The sequence below is a fragment of the Barrientosiimonas humi genome (genome assembly GCF_006716095.1).
GTDB classification, from domain to species: Bacteria; Actinomycetota; Actinomycetes; order Actinomycetales; family Dermatophilaceae; genus Barrientosiimonas; species Barrientosiimonas humi.
Genome location: NZ_VFOK01000001.1, coordinates 2,850,114 through 2,863,978, shown reverse-complemented (window position 1 = coordinate 2,863,978; position 13,865 = coordinate 2,850,114). Strand labels below are relative to the sequence as shown.

Annotated in this window: 12 protein-coding genes; 10 read left to right on the top strand and 2 right to left on the bottom strand. The window is 73.1% G+C overall.

The window, feature by feature from the left end; genetic code table 11:
• Window positions 1–130: 130 nt before the first annotated feature.
• From clpB to FB554_RS13385, 3 genes are all read left to right on the top strand, one after another.
• On the top strand, window positions 131–2,782 hold the full coding sequence (gene clpB, locus FB554_RS13395) for an ATP-dependent chaperone ClpB (RefSeq protein ID WP_142006841.1): 2,652 nt from the start codon (window positions 131–133) through the stop codon (window positions 2,780–2,782).
• A gap of 145 nt (window positions 2,783–2,927) precedes the next feature.
• Complete coding sequence (locus tag FB554_RS13390; RefSeq protein WP_142006839.1) at window positions 2,928–3,659, top strand: LppX_LprAFG lipoprotein; 732 nt, start codon at window positions 2,928–2,930, stop codon at window positions 3,657–3,659.
• A complete protein-coding gene (locus FB554_RS13385) occupies window positions 3,637–5,358 on the top strand; it encodes an MFS transporter (protein ID WP_142006837.1) in 1,722 nt (573 codons plus the stop codon). The genes FB554_RS13390 and FB554_RS13385 overlap by 23 nt, the downstream gene beginning before the upstream one ends.
• Before the next feature lie 34 nt (window positions 5,359–5,392).
• On the opposite strand, the gene FB554_RS13380 is transcribed toward FB554_RS13385, so the two are convergent.
• A complete protein-coding gene (locus FB554_RS13380) occupies window positions 5,393–6,865 on the bottom strand; it encodes a flavin-containing monooxygenase (protein WP_142006835.1) in 1,473 nt (490 codons plus the stop codon).
• 10 nt (window positions 6,866–6,875) lie between these two features.
• On the bottom strand, window positions 6,876–7,676 hold the full coding sequence (locus FB554_RS13375; protein ID WP_142006833.1) for an exodeoxyribonuclease III: 801 nt from the start codon (window positions 7,674–7,676) through the stop codon (window positions 6,876–6,878).
• Window positions 7,677–7,749: 73 nt separating this feature from the next.
• Here FB554_RS13375 and FB554_RS13370 point away from each other — a divergent pair, with 73 nt between their 5' ends.
• The 7 genes from FB554_RS13370 to FB554_RS13340 all read left to right on the top strand — a co-directional run bounded on the left by FB554_RS13370 (window position 7,750) and on the right by FB554_RS13340 (window position 13,863).
• Window positions 7,750–8,523 (top strand): SDR family NAD(P)-dependent oxidoreductase, encoded by a 774-nt coding sequence (locus FB554_RS13370; protein ID WP_142006830.1) that lies wholly within the window; start codon window positions 7,750–7,752, stop codon window positions 8,521–8,523.
• Between the two features lie 13 nt (window positions 8,524–8,536).
• Window positions 8,537–9,079 (top strand): orotate phosphoribosyltransferase, encoded by a 543-nt coding sequence (gene pyrE, locus FB554_RS13365; RefSeq protein ID WP_142006828.1) that lies wholly within the window; start codon window positions 8,537–8,539, stop codon window positions 9,077–9,079.
• 138 nt (window positions 9,080–9,217) lie between these two features.
• On the top strand, window positions 9,218–9,841 hold the full coding sequence (locus tag FB554_RS13360; protein ID WP_142006826.1) for a hypothetical protein: 624 nt from the start codon (window positions 9,218–9,220) through the stop codon (window positions 9,839–9,841).
• A 409-nt stretch (window positions 9,842–10,250) separates the two neighbouring features.
• The gene (locus FB554_RS13355) at window positions 10,251–11,306 is read left to right on the top strand and encodes an ABC transporter substrate-binding protein (protein ID WP_142006824.1); all 1,056 of its coding nucleotides are present in this window, start codon (window positions 10,251–10,253) and stop codon (window positions 11,304–11,306) included.
• Between the two features lie 39 nt (window positions 11,307–11,345).
• Entirely contained in the window at window positions 11,346–12,293 is a 948-nt protein-coding gene (locus FB554_RS13350) for a helix-turn-helix transcriptional regulator (RefSeq protein WP_142006822.1), read from the top strand.
• Between the two features lie 65 nt (window positions 12,294–12,358).
• A complete protein-coding gene (locus tag FB554_RS13345) occupies window positions 12,359–13,009 on the top strand; it encodes a 4a-hydroxytetrahydrobiopterin dehydratase (protein WP_142006820.1) in 651 nt (216 codons plus the stop codon).
• Between the two features lie 170 nt (window positions 13,010–13,179).
• The gene (locus tag FB554_RS13340) at window positions 13,180–13,863 is read left to right on the top strand and encodes a TrmH family RNA methyltransferase (RefSeq protein WP_142006818.1); all 684 of its coding nucleotides are present in this window, start codon (window positions 13,180–13,182) and stop codon (window positions 13,861–13,863) included.
• Window positions 13,864–13,865: the final 2 nt, after the last annotated feature.

Genomic DNA, 13,865 nt, shown 5'->3' with positions numbered 1-13,865 from the left:
GCGAGTCGCCGGGGGCCCTTCGCGTTCCCGCCGAGGGCCGCGGCAGCAGAAAAGTCAGCCTTGAGCGGAATAGACTCAACTTTGGCTCGTTGGACCAAGTGAACCCGTCTCGATCACCCCAGGAGCACCCTTGGATCTTCAGCTGACCACCAAGGCGCAGGAGGCCATCTCGGCGGCCGTGCGCCGCGCGACCACCGACGGCAACCCGCAGGTCGAGCCCGCCCACCTGCTCGCGGCGCTCGCCGACCAGACCGACACCACCACCGCACCGCTGCTCGAGGCCGTCGGGACCTCGCCCGCGGCGGTGCGCCAGACCGCTGACGCCGCGATCCGGCAGCTCCCCACGGCCGCAGGGTCGTCGGTGCAGCAGCCGTCGATGTCGCGCGCCCTGGCCAACGTCATGGAGCAGGCGCGTCAGCTGATGTCCTCGATGGGCGACTCGTTCGTCTCGACCGACCACCTGCTGGTCGCGCTCGCGCGCACCGGCGACTTCGGCCTCGACGCGCAGGCCCTCGAGGCGGCCATCCCCGCCACCCGCGGCGGCTCCAAGGTGACCAGCGCCGAGCCCGAGGGCACCTTCGAGGCGCTGGAGAAGTACGGCACCGACCTGACCGCCGTGGCCCGTGAGGGCAAGCTCGACCCGGTCATCGGCCGCGACTCCGAGATCCGGCGCGTCGTGCAGGTGCTCAGCCGGCGTACGAAGAACAACCCGGTGCTCATCGGTGACCCGGGCGTCGGCAAGACCGCCGTCGTCGAGGGCCTGGCCCAGCGCATCGTCGAGGGCGACGTGCCCGAGTCGCTGCGCGACAAGCGCCTGGTGGCGCTCGACCTGAGCTCGATGGTCGCCGGCGCGAAGTACCGCGGCGAGTTCGAGGAGCGGCTCAAGGCCGTGCTCGAGGAGATCAAGAGCTCCGACGGCCAGGTCATCACCTTCATCGACGAGCTGCACACGATGGTCGGGGCCGGCGGCGGGGGCGACGGCGCGATGGACGCCGGCAACATGCTCAAGCCGATGCTGGCCCGCGGCGAGCTGCGGATGGTCGGCGCGACCACGCTGGACGAGTACCGCGAGTACATCGAGAAGGACCCGGCGCTGGAGCGCCGCTTCCAGCAGGTCTTCGTCGGCGAGCCCAGCGTCGAGGACACCATCGCGATCCTGCGCGGGCTCAAGGAGCGCTACGAGGCCCACCACAAGGTGGCCATCTCCGACTCCGCGCTGGTGGCGGCCGCGAGCCTGTCCGACCGCTACATCACGAGCCGGCAGCTGCCCGACAAGGCGATCGACCTCGTCGACGAGGCGGCCTCCCGGCTGCGCATGGAGATCGACTCCTCGCCCGTCGAGATCGACCAGCTGCGCCGCCAGGTGGACCGGCTCAAGATGGAGGAGCTGCACCTGGAGAACGAGACCGACGACGCCTCGCGCGACCGGCTCGCCAAGCTGCGCAGCGACCTCGCGGACAAGCAGGAGGAGCTGTCGGCGCTCAACGCCCGGTGGGAGCAGGAGAAGGCCGGCCTGAACAAGGTCGGTGACCTCAAGGCCAAGATCGACGAGCTGCGCACCCAGGCCGACCGGCTGCAGCGCGAGGGCGACTACGGCGGCGCGTCGAAGCTGCTCTACGGCGACCTGCCGGGGCTGGAGAAGCAGCTCGAGGACGCCCAGGCCGCCGAGGCCACGGCCTCCACGGCCGGCGGCGAGGCGCCGATGGTCAAGGACGAGGTGACCGCCGACGACATCGCCGACGTGATCTCCTCCTGGACCGGCATCCCGGCGGGCCGCCTGCTCGAGGGCGAGACCGCCAAGCTGCTCAAGATGGAGGACGTCATCGGGCAGCGGCTCATCGGCCAGCTGGGCGCGGTCGAGGCCGTCGCCGACGCCGTACGCCGGGCGCGGGCGGGCGTCGCCGACCCCAACCGGCCGACCGGCTCGTTCCTGTTCCTCGGCCCGACCGGCGTCGGCAAGACCGAGCTGGCCAAGTCGCTCGCCGACTTCCTGTTCGACGACGAGCGCGCGATGGTGCGCATCGACATGTCGGAGTACTCCGAGCGGCACGCCGTGGCGCGGCTGATCGGCTCGCCCCCGGGGTACGTCGGCTACGAGGAGGGCGGTCAGCTCACCGAGGCGGTGCGCCGGCGGCCGTACTGCGTGGTGCTGCTCGACGAGGTCGAGAAAGCCCACCCGGAGACCTTCGACATCCTGCTGCAGGTGCTCGACGACGGTCGGCTCACCGACGGCCAGGGCCGCACGGTCGACTTCCGCAACGTGATCCTGGTGATGACCTCCAACCTCGGCAGCTCCTACCTCGTCGACCCCAACATGAGCGACGAGGCCAAGCGCAAGGCCGTGATGGACACCGTGCGGCAGGCGTTCAAGCCGGAGTTCCTCAACCGGCTCGACGAGATCGTCATCTTCGACCCGCTGTCCAAGGACGAGCTGGGCAACATCGTGGGCCTGCAGGTCGATGAGCTCGGCAAGCGCGTCGGCGACCGCCGGATCACCCTCGAGCTCACGCCCGGCGCCCGCGACTGGCTGGCCGACGTCGGCTTCGACCCGGCCTACGGCGCGCGGCCGCTGCGCCGCCTGGTGCAGAAGGAGATCGGCGACCGGCTGGCCCGCAAGCTGCTGTCCGGCGAGGTCAAGGACGGCCAGAAGGTCGTCGTCGACGTCGGCGAGGGCGGCCTGGTGCTGCGCACGCCGCAGGAGTTCCGGGAGTCGGAGCAGCAGGGCCAGCAGCCCGACCACGGGTCGGACACCTCCGACCAGGGGGCGAGCCCGCAGGGCTGACCCCGGACCGGGCGAGGGGAGCGGCTGCCGTGCGAGGACGTACGGCAGCCGCTCTTTCTGCGTGCGTTTCTCAGTCGGTGGAACCGAAGTGACTCGCCGGTACGTCCGAGCCGCGACCCGCCGTCCGTCCAGATAGGTTCGCTTCATGCCGATGCGTCATTCGAGGCGCGCGGTGGCCGGTGCCGCCGCGCTGCTGTGCCTCTCCTCGATCACCGCCTGCAGCTCGGGCGCCGACTCGCGCGGGGGTGGTGGGGACAAGTCCGAGAGCAGCTCCGCGACGCCGATGTCGCGGCTGGCCGCCGCCAAGTCGGTCGTCGACAAGACGTCGGGGATGCGCATCGCGCTGACCTCGGAGGGCATCCCGCAGAACGCCAGCGGACTGCTGCGCGGCCAGGGCAACGGCAGCAACAAGCCCAACTTCAGCGGCACCTTCGCCGCGAAGGTCGGCAGCGTCGAGGCCAACGTGCCGATCCGCGCGATCGGTGACGACGTGTGGGCCAAGCTGCCGATCTGGCCCGACATGCGCAAGATCGACCCGAAGACCTACGGCGCGCCCAACCCGGCCACCCTGTTCACCCCCGACAAGGGCCTGTCCTCGCTGATGCCCAAGACGCGCAAGGCCGCGTTCGGCAAGGAGCGGCGCGACGGCAGTGAGGTCGTCACGCCCATCACCGGCCAGCTGCTCGGCGCCGACGTGACCAGTGTGCTCACCATCGGCGACCCGAGCCGCGTCTACCAGGTCGAGTACCTCCTGACCGACAAGAACGAGCTGCGCGTGGCCAAGATCACCGGCGCGTTCTACAACGACGCGACCTCTAGCTACATCCTGCGCCTCGACCAGTACGGCAAGAAGGTTGACGTCCAGCCCCCGGCCTAAGGCGCTGCTCGGCACGGCGTCGGTGGCGGTGGCCCTCGCGGCCGCCGACACCTATGTCGTCGTGCTCGCGCTGGAGCAGATGATGTCCGGCGTCGGGCTCGGCATCGACGCGCTGCAGCGGGCCACGCCGATCATCTCCGGCTTCCTCCTCGGCTACATCGCCGTGCTGCCGCTGATCGGGCGGCTCTCCGACCTGGTGTCGCGCCAGCGGGTGCTGCTCGGCTGCCTCGCGATCTTCGTCATCGGCTCCGCCGCGACGGCGCTCGCGGTCGAGCTGTCCGTGCTCGTCGGCGGCCGGGTGCTGCAGGGCATCGGCGGCGGCGGGCTCGTGCCGGCCACGCTGGCCCTCGTGGCGCAGCTGTGGCCGGCGGGCGAGCGCGGCACGCCGCTCGGCGTCGTCGGAGCGGTGCAGGAGATCGGCAGCGTGCTCGGCCCGCTGCTCGGCGCGGCCGTCCTGGCCGTGTGGGACTGGCGAATGATCTTCTGGCTCAACGCGATCGCGGGCATCGTGCTCGGCGCGATGGTGCTGGTGCTGGGTCGCGGGGCGGGGCACCCCGGCTCCGCGGCCGACGCCGAGCCCACCGGCGCGGGTGAGTCCGGCGAGGGCGTACGCCTGCCGCGGCCGCGGCTGTGGAAGGCCGCCACGGCGGTCGCGGGCGTCGCGACGCTGCTGCTGCTCGGGCTGGCCCTGTGGGCGCCGGAGCGGCTGACGCAGGACATCACGCTGGGCGAGCCGTTCGTGCCGTACGCCGGCCACACCTCCCGCCTGTTCACCCAGATCGGTCTGTGGGGGGCCATCGCGCTGGTGGTGACCGTGCTGCTCGCCGCGCCGCTCGTCTGGCCGGTGCTGCGGCGCATCGACCTCGTCGGCGCGCTGCTCGTGACGGTCGCGCTGGGGTGCCTGGTGCTGACGTTCGCCTCCGCCGACCCGGAGAAGCAGGTGATCGGCCCGCTCGGCTGGACCCTGCTGCCGGTGGCTGCCGTCGCGGCCGGGCTCTACCTGGTGCGCCACCGTGTGGCCGCGCAGCCGCTGATCGCGCGCGGCGTCGTGCGGCGGCGGGTGCGCCCCGCGCTGGTCGCCTCGGCGCTGGTCGGGGTCGCGCTGGTGGCCGTCGTCGTCGACGTGCCGATCCTCGCGCGGCTGACCGTCACCGAGGACCAGACGCAGGCGGCGCTGATCCTGGTGCGCTTCCTGGTCGCCGTGCCGATCGGTGCGCTGGCCGGCGGCTGGCTGCTGCGGCGGGTCGGACCGGGTCTGGTCGCCGCTCCCGGGCTGGCGCTCGCCGGCGTGGGCATGCTGGTGATGTCGACGTGGGGGCCCGGCTCGCTCGCGCAGGTCTGGGCGACGGTGGTGCTGGCCGCGGTCGGCCTCGGCATCGGGCTCTCGATCGCCCCGATCAACGACGCCGCGCTCGACGACGCCCCCGCCGACGCCCACGGCATCGCCGCCGCGCTGGTCGTCGTCTCGCGGATGGTCGGGATGGTCGTCGGCCTCGGGCTGCTCACCGCGATCGGGCTCAACCGGTTCTACGCCACCGTCCAGGCGCTGGAGAACCCCACGGTGCAGCAGGTCAAGGACGCCGGCGTCGTGCAGGTGCAGACGGTGTTCCTCGGGGCGGCGATCGCCGCGCTCGTCGCGGCCGCCGCGTCGCTGCTGCTGGGCCGCCAGCGCGTCGCCCACCACACCGCCCTCGACTGACCCGCCGCCCCCGGAGAGGGAGCGGCGCCCCTGGTCAGCCGAAGGTGTAGTCGACCAGCTCGGGGCGGGTCAGGCGGCGCTCGTACTCCCGGACCGAGCCGGGCCAGAGCGTACGGTTGCGGCCGGCGTCGTCGAGATACCAGCTGTGGCAGCCGGACTCCCACACCGAACCCTCGCTGCGGCGGTCGATCTCGGCCATGAAGCCCGGCACCACCTCGGGGCGCACCTGCACCGCGCGGGCGCCGCGCCGGTCGCGCTCGTCGAGCAGCCGCATCGTGAGCGCGACCTGGGCCTCGAGCATCAGCAGCACGGAGGTGTGTCCGAGCAGGGTGTTCGGGCCGAGCAGTACGAACAGGTTGGGGAAGGCCGGCACGGTCACGCCGAGGTAGGTCTGCGCGTCGTGCGCGAACTCCTGCCCGAGCACCCGCCCGTCGAGGCCCGTCACGCCGAGGTAGCGGTAGGAGCCGATCGGGTCGAAACCCGTTGCCAGCACGAGGAAGTCGACCTCGTGCCGGGTGCCGTCGGCGGTCACGACGGCCCGCGGCTCGACGCGCTCGATGGCGTCGGTGGCCAGCGTGACGTCGGGCCGGGCCATCGCGGGGTAGTAGTCGTCGGACAGCAGGATGCGCTTGCAGCCCATCGTGTATCCGGGGGTGAGGCGCTCGCGCAGCGTCGGGTCGGAGACGGCCGCGGCGAGGTGGCGGCGGGCGCGCAGCTGCATCGCCCTGAGCAGGCCGGGGTGGTCGGTGAACGCGCGGCCGCGGGCGTCGTGCGTGGCCCGCAGCTGGGTGCGGTGGGCCCGCATGACCATCGGGTGCCGCTCGAAGCGGTCGATGGTTGCCTCGGAGTAGTCGGTGTTGTCGCGGGGCAGCACCCACGCCGGGGTGCGCTGGAAGACGGTGAGGTGCGCGGCGTCCTCGGCGAGCGGCGGAATGATCTGCACGCCGCTGGAGCCGGTGCCGATCACGCCGACGCGGCGCCCCTGCACGCTGAGCCCGCGGTCCCAGGTCGCGGTGTGCCGCAGCTCGCCCTCGAAGGTCTCCAGGCCGGGCAGGTCGGGGACGACCGGCTCGTGCAGCGCCCCGACCCCGAGCACCAGCGCCCTGGCCCGCAGCTGACGCAGCTCGCCCCAGGCGGACGCGACGGTGACGGTCCAGACGCCGGTGGCGGCGTCGTACCGCGCGTGCTGCACGGTGGCGTCGGTGCGCAGGTGGGGGCGGAGGGCGTACTTCTCGACGCAGTAGAGCAGGTAGTCCTGGATCTCGTCGGCGTCGGCAAAAGTCTTGGACCAGTAGGGATTCGGCTCGAACGAGAACGAGTAGAGGTGCGCGGGCACGTCGCACGCGCAGCCGGGGTAGCGGTTCTCGCGCCAGGTGCCGCCGATCTCGTCGGCCTTCTCGAGGATCAGGAAGTCACGCCCGGACGCCTTCAGCGCCACCCCCATCGCGATGCCCGCGAACCCGGCGCCGACGACGACGACGTCGTGCAGCTCATCGCCTTCGGTCATGGACGCGAGGCTAGCTCGCGGCGTCGGCCAGATCGACGAGGACCGGCGCGTGGTCGGACGCGCCCTTGCCCTTGCGCTCCTCGCGGTCGATCTGCGCGCCGGTGACCCGGGCCGCCAGCGCGGGGCTGCCGAGGGCGAAGTCGATGCGCATGCCGCGCCGCTTCTGGAACGACAGCTGGGTGTAGTCCCAGTAGGTGTAGACCCCCGGCCCCGGTGTGTATGCCCTCGTCAGGTCGGCGAACCCGGCGTCGACCACCGCGCGGAACGCCGCGCGCTCGGGCTCGCTGGTGTGGGTCTTGTCGGCGAAATAGGCCACGCTCCAGACGTCTTCGTCCAGCGGCGCGATGTTCCAGTCGCCGGCCAGCACGATCTGTGCCTGCGGGTCGTCGGCCAGCCAGCCCGCGGCGGTGTCGCGCAGGTGGGCCAGCCAGTCGAGCTTGTACGCGTAGTGCGGGTGGTCCAGCTCGCGCCCGTTGGGGACGTAGAGCGACCAGACGCGCACCCCGCCGCAGGTCGCGCCGATCGCCCGCGCCTCGGCCGCCGCCGGGTCACCCCAGTCGGGCATGCCGGCGAAACCGCGCTCGACGTCGTCGATGCCGACCCGGGAGACGATCGCCACGCCGTTCCACTGGTTCAGGCCGTAGTGGGCGATGTCGTAACCGGCGTCGGCCAGCGGCAGGGCCGGGAGCTGGTCGTCGCGGCACTTGGTCTCCTGCACCAGCAGCACGTCGAGGTCGTGCCGCTCGAGCACCCCCACGACGCGGTCGATGCGGCTGCGGATGGAGTTGACGTTCCAGGTCGCGATGCGCACGGGGTGCACCATAGGCGGGCCGTCTGACACGCATCCTTACCGGGCGGTAGGTCCACGTGCGAGACTCGCGGCCATGACGACGGCGATGGTGACCGGCGCGAGCTCCGGCATCGGCAAGACCTTCTGCGAGCAGCTGGCGGCGCGGGGTGACGACCTCGTGGTGGTCGCCCGCGACGAGGCGCGCCTGGGTGCGCTGCGCGACGAGCTGCAGACGGCGTACGGCATCACGGTGGAGGTGCTGGCCGCCGACCTCATCGACCGCGAGCAGCTCGGCCGGGTCGCCGAGCGGCTCTCCGACTCCGTCCGGCCGATCGACGTGCTCGTCAACAACGCGGGCTTCGGTCTGCGGAAGTCGTTCCTGCGCAACGAGATCGGCGACGAGGAGCGGATGCTCGACCTGCTCGTGCGCGCGCCGGTGGTGCTCAGCCACGCGGCCGCCCGCGCGATGCGCGACCGCGGGCGCGGCACGATCATCAACGTCTCGTCGGTCGCGGGCGGGCTGTCGTCGGGGACGTACGCCGCCGCCAAGTCCTATCTGACGTCCTTCTCCCAGGGGCTGGCCTCGGAGCTGCAGGGGAGCGGGGTGCAGGTGACCGCGCTGCTGCCGGGCTTCACCCGCACCGAGTTCCACGACCGCGCCGGCATCGACGGCGCGGCGATCCCGAAGGCGATGTGGCTGAGCGCCGACAAGCTCGTGCGCGACGCGCTCACCGACGTCGACAAGGGGCGCACCCTGTCGGTGCCGGGCGCGCAGTACAAGGTCATCGTGCCGCTGCTGCGGATCGCGCCGCGCTCGCTGCTGCGCCGCCAGGGCATCGTCGCCCGGCACCGGCCGAACCGGACCTGAGACACTGGCCGGCGTGACCGACCGCGACACGCTGCTGCAGATCATCAAGGACGACGCGATCGTGCGGGGCGAGGTGACGCTGTCCTCGGGCGCGAAGGCCGACGTCTACGTCGACCTGCGGCGCGTCACGCTCTCCGGGGCGGCGGCCCCGCTGGTCGGCCGGGTGATGCGCGAGCTGACCGCCGACCTGGAGTACGACGCCGTGGGCGGGCTCACCATGGGCGCCGACCCCGTGGCCACCGCGATGCTGCACGCCGCGGCGGCCGACGGGCAGGCGCTCGACGCGTTCGTCGTGCGCAAGGCCGGCAAGGCGCACGGTCTGCAGCGGCGCATCGAGGGCCCGTCGATCTCCGGCCGGCGCGTGCTGGTCGTCGAGGACACGAGCACCACGGGTGGGTCGGCTCTGGAGGCCGTCGCCGCGTGCCGCGAGGACGGGGCCGAGGTCGTCGGGGTCGCCGTGATCGCCGACCGCGCCACCGGCGCGCGCGAGAAGGTCGAGGAGCAGGTGCCGACCTACCTCGCGGCGTACGGCCTCGCCGACCTCGGCCTGGCCTGACGCCCCCCACCGGTCGGCGCCCCCGCCGGTTCGCTCGGCGAGAGAACTCTCTCCGGGGGTTCCCCTGCGCGCGGCCGGCGCGCCAGCCTGAGGTCAGCGCGTCAGGGGGCGCGCGACCACTGACAAGGGGGAACCACGATGAAGGCTCGAACCAGCACCAGGACCCGACTCGTCCGCGGCGCAGCAGCGACCGCCACGGCAGCCGTCCTCGCCGGCGGCGTCGTCGCCACCAGCGCCTCGGCCGACGGCAGCTCCGACGGCGGCAGCACCGAGAACGCCTACACCATCCCGAACTACGCCTCGGCGAGGGTGGCGGGCATGCCGCAGCAGTACGACAGCGGCCAGTACGCCAACATGCCCGCCGTCACCGGCGCGATGGCCTGCGACCCGGGCAACCCGGACGGCATCAGCCCGGTGGCCGGCCGGCAGTGGGCGTACTACTCCGGCGACGGGTCCCTCGGCTCGCGCAACGCCAACGTCACCGTGACCGGCTGGACGAGCGGCGCCAAGGCGCTCAACGCGATCACCACCGACGGCACCCAGTGCACCCTGCAGGAAGGGTGGCGCCAGGTCGACTCGACCCGGTTCAGCCGGACGCTGACCAACGGCACGGAGTACGCCGTCGTCACCCGGGTGAACAACGTCCTCGTCGCCGTGGTCGCCGGCGACCAGGGCAGCCCGGCCGCCAACAAGCGGGTGGCGCTGGGCGAGGCCGCCAAGGCCACCGGCCGGGTGGTGCTGAACTACCCGCCGGCCGCCTGAGGCGACCACTGACCGAGACGCAGGAGATATTTCCGGCAGCCGGTGCAACCCCTGGCGGGGTCAGTGCGTCTCTACGGGTGCAACACCAGCACGGCCCAGGGGGTCGGCGCGAGGGGCTGGGCGACTGGAGGGGGCCCAGCCCCTCGCCACGTCCCCGCCGCTCGTCCGGGCGTCGCTTCGTCCGGGCGTTCCTCGAGCCGCCGGGTTCCCGCACCGCCACGACCCGCGGGAGGACTACCCGTTCGCCAGGTCCACCGGGGGAGACCTGTCGGACGGGTAGTCACCGCCGGCGCGACCCGTCGCCCAGCTCGCGGCTGTCGGCCGGGCTCGCGCTGTCGGCCGGGTTCGACGAGCCCACCCGAGCGTGTGCATCACGAGACGTCGAGCCACGCGGGCTAAGGTCGCACCCATGACGACGGCAGGCCGCGCGGCGCGCACTCTCGCGGCCGGATCGGTGGCCCTGCTGCTGGCGGCCTGCACGACCACCTCGAGCAGCACCGGCACCAGCTCCTCCAGCACCCGCACGGCTGCGGTCTGCGGAGGGCAGCAGCTGAAGACCATCAACCCGGGCACGCTCACGGTCGCGACCTTCGACCCGGCGTACGCCCCGTGGTTCGTCGGCAACGAGCCCGGCAACGGCCAGGGGTTCGAGTCCGCGCTCGCCTTCCGCATCGGTCAGCAGCTCGGCTTCGACCCGCGCGACGTGCGCTGGAAGCGGGTGCCGTTCGGGCAGATCGTCGGCAGCGGCGAGAAGCCGTTCGACCTGGCGCTCGCGGAGGTGTCGATCACGCCCCAGCGCACCCAGGTCGTCGACATGTCGGTCAGCTACGCCGAAGTACGCCACGCGCTGCTGACGTACGAAGGCAGCCCGATCGACGGGGGCACCACCGAGGCCGAGCTGCGCTCGGCCAGGCTCGGCGCGTCGGAGCAGACGACCTCCCTCGCCGCGATCCAGCAGGTGCTGAAGCCCACGACCCCGGCCGTCGCCTACCCGAGCATCGCCAAGGCGGGCGAGGCGCTCGGCGCCAAGCAGATCGACGGGGTCGTCGCCGACCTGCCGACCGCGACGTTCCTCGCCAACACCGTGCTCGACAACGGCGTGCTGGTCGGCCGGCTCGACCGGCCCCCCGAGCGCATCGGCGCGGTGCTGCCCAAGGGCTCGTCGCTCACCAGCTGCGTCAACCAGGCCATCGGCAAGTTGCAGGACAACGGCACCCTCGGCCGGCTGCACACCCAGTGGCTGCCACAGCGCGACGCCGTGCCGGTGGTGCCGCCGCCCGCGCAGCCGTCGATGCCGGTCCCGGGGTCGACCGAGACCGAGTCGATGACCCCGGCGCCGGCCCCGACCGACTCCGTGCCGGCTGACTCCCCGTCGGGCTCCGCGCCGAGCGACTCCCCGTCCGGCCCCGCACCCACCGACGCCCCGCCGGCCGGGTCGGCCACCGCCGAGTCGGAGTCCTCCTAGCGGACAGCAGCTGTCCGCACGCGGGCGCACAATGGCGTCATGCCCGACACCACCGCGCGCGTGCTGCAGCTCCTCGGCCTGTTGCAGGCCCGCCCGGTCTGGAGCGGCCCGGAGCTCGCTGCCCGCCTCGGGGTGACGACCCGCAGCGTGCGCCGCGACGTCGAGCGCCTGCGCCAGCTGGGCTACCCCGTGCACGCCTCGCACGGCGTCGGCGGCGGATATCAGCTCGGCGCCGGCAAGGCGCTCCCGCCGCTGCTGCTCGACACCGAGGAGGCCGTCGCGGTGGCCGTGTGCCTGCGCCTGGCCGCCGGCGGCACGGTCGCCGGGGTGGGGGAGGCCGCCGTGCGCACCATGGCCAAGCTCGACCAGGTCCTGCCCGCGCCGCTGCGCGCCCAGGTCGCGGCGGTGCAGGACGCCACGGTGACGCTGGAGCTTCACCCCGTCGAGGTCGACCCCGAGGTGCTGCTCGTCCTGGCCCGCGCCATCCGCGAGTCGGTGCAGGCCCGGCTCGACTACGTCGCGCGCGACGGCACCGCGAGCGAGCGGCGCATCGAGCCCTATCACCTCGTCGCCACCGGCCGCCGGTGGTACCTCATGGCGTTCGACCTCGACCGCGACGACTGGCGCTCGTTCCGCATCGACCGCATCGGCGCGGCGCGCACCAGCACCTTCACCTTCAGCCCGCGCGAGTGCCCCGACCCCGAGGACTACATCCTGCGCTCGGTCGGCTCGGCCTGGCCGGCCAGCGCGAGCGTGCTCGTGCGCCTGCCGCTCGAGCAGGCCCGCACCGACATCGGCTCCTGGGCCGACCTGGAGGAGGTCGACGCCCAGACCACGCGGCTGCGCGCCGGCAGCGAGCGCATCGAGGACGTCGCGTGGTGGCTGCTGCGCCTGCCCGTGGAGTTCGAGGTGGAGGGACCCGACGAGCTGCGCCGGGCGTACGCCGATCTCGCCGCCCGCGCCACCCGCCTCGCGGCGGGTGGCTGAGCCGGACCGGTGAACGGTCGGTGAAGACCTGCCGCAGCCGGGCGCGCGAGCCCTAGGGTCGGAGCATGAGCTCCCAGAGCAGCGACGACCGTCCGGCGCTCGACCTGCCCGACTGGAACCGGGCCGGCACCGCGATCGTGGCGACCTTCTCCACCGACGACTTCGCCGCGGGCGTGCGGTTCGTGCAGGCCATCGGCGAGGCGGCCGACCGGGCGAACCACCACCCCGACGTCGACCTGCGCTTCGACCACGTGACGGTGCGCTCGGTCAGTCACGACGTCGGCAAGGTCACCGACCGAGACCTCGACCTCGCCCGCACGATCAGCGGCCTCGCGCGCGAGCAGGGCCTGTCCGCCCAGGGCGCGGCCGACCTGCGCTTCGCCGACGACGCCCCGGTGCCGCCCGGGTCGGTGCAGTTCTGGACCGCCGTCGCTGGCATCGAGCCCGGCGCCTCGGTCGACCTGTCCACCGACCACCAGACCGTCACCTTCACCGACGACGCGGGCCAGACCCGATACCGCGTGAACGTGCCCACCGTCGACACCCCCTCCGGCGACCGGGTGCGCGCCGCCCTCGACGCCGGCGGCTCGCTGCTCGACGACAGCCGCGCCCCCGACTGGTGGCTGCTCGGCGACGGCGCCGGCAACCAGGCGCGGGTCTGCGACGCCACCGACGGCATCCCGCCCCTCGCCCAGGACCTCCCGCTGGCGCGTTAACCCTTTGTCCCGTCTCCTCCTCCGGCCGGGCTCGCAGGCTCACCCGGCCGGCATCGTCGACGAGACGCCGACGACCTCTGTCTCGTCTCCTCCTCCGGCCGGGCTCGCAGGCTCGCCCGGCCGGCATCGTCGACGAGACGTGTGCCCGCCCTCCCCTACCCTCGACTGCCATGGAACAGGAGGTGGGCGTGGGGCCGTGGGAGGGGGAGGCGCCCCGGCTGCCCGACGGGTCGCCCGACCCGCGCTTCGACCCCGAGCTGCTGCGCGCCGGCGACCGGCGCAACGTGGCCGACCACTACCGGTACTGGACCCACGAGGCGATCGTCGCCGACCTCGACGCGCAGCGGCACCCGTTCCACGTCGCGGTCGAGAACTGGCAGCACGACTTCAACATCGGCTCGATCATCCGCACCGCGAACGCGTTCAACGCCAAGGCTTTCCACATCGTCGGCCGCCGCCGGTGGAACCGCCGCGGCGCGATGGTGACCGACCGCTACCAGCACGAGCACCACCACCCGACCGCCGCCGACCTCGCCGACTGGGCCGCCCGCGAGGGCTCGCTGCCGCTCGTCGGCATCGACAACCTTCCGGGCTCGAAGCCGCTGGAGACGTATGACCTGCCCGCCGCGTGCGTGCTCGTGCTCGGCCAGGAGGGGCCGGGCCTGAGCGAGCCGATGCGCGAGGCGTGCGAGGTGGTGCTGCACATCGGGCAGTTCGGCTCGACCCGGTCGATCAACGCCGGCGCCGCGGGGGCGATCGCGATGCACGCGTGGGTGCGTCGGCACGTGTTCGGCCAGGTGCCGGATCGAGAAGGTTTCGGCCCCGGCGCTCCGCGGCCGACCGATCGCTTGTAGCG

Bases quoted from the DNA above. Each gene is read 5' to 3' on its own strand.
- FB554_RS13360 (WP_142006826.1), top strand. From the start codon at position 9,218: ATGAAGGCTCGAACCAGCACCAGGACCCGACTCGTCCGCGGCGCAGCA.
- FB554_RS13370 (WP_142006830.1), top strand. From the start codon at position 7,750: ATGACGACGGCGATGGTGACCGGCGCGAGCTCCGGCATCGGCAAGACC.
- FB554_RS13340 (WP_142006818.1), top strand. From the start codon at position 13,180: ATGGAACAGGAGGTGGGCGTGGGGCCGTGGGAGGGGGAGGCGCCCCGG.
- FB554_RS13350 (WP_142006822.1), top strand. From the start codon at position 11,346: ATGCCCGACACCACCGCGCGCGTGCTGCAGCTCCTCGGCCTGTTGCAG.
- FB554_RS13390 (WP_142006839.1), top strand. From the start codon at position 2,928: ATGCCGATGCGTCATTCGAGGCGCGCGGTGGCCGGTGCCGCCGCGCTG.
- FB554_RS13380 (WP_142006835.1), bottom strand. From the start codon at position 6,865: ATGACCGAAGGCGATGAGCTGCACGACGTCGTCGTCGTCGGCGCCGGG.
- FB554_RS13345 (WP_142006820.1), top strand. From the start codon at position 12,359: ATGAGCTCCCAGAGCAGCGACGACCGTCCGGCGCTCGACCTGCCCGAC.
- FB554_RS13355 (WP_142006824.1), top strand. From the start codon at position 10,251: ATGACGACGGCAGGCCGCGCGGCGCGCACTCTCGCGGCCGGATCGGTG.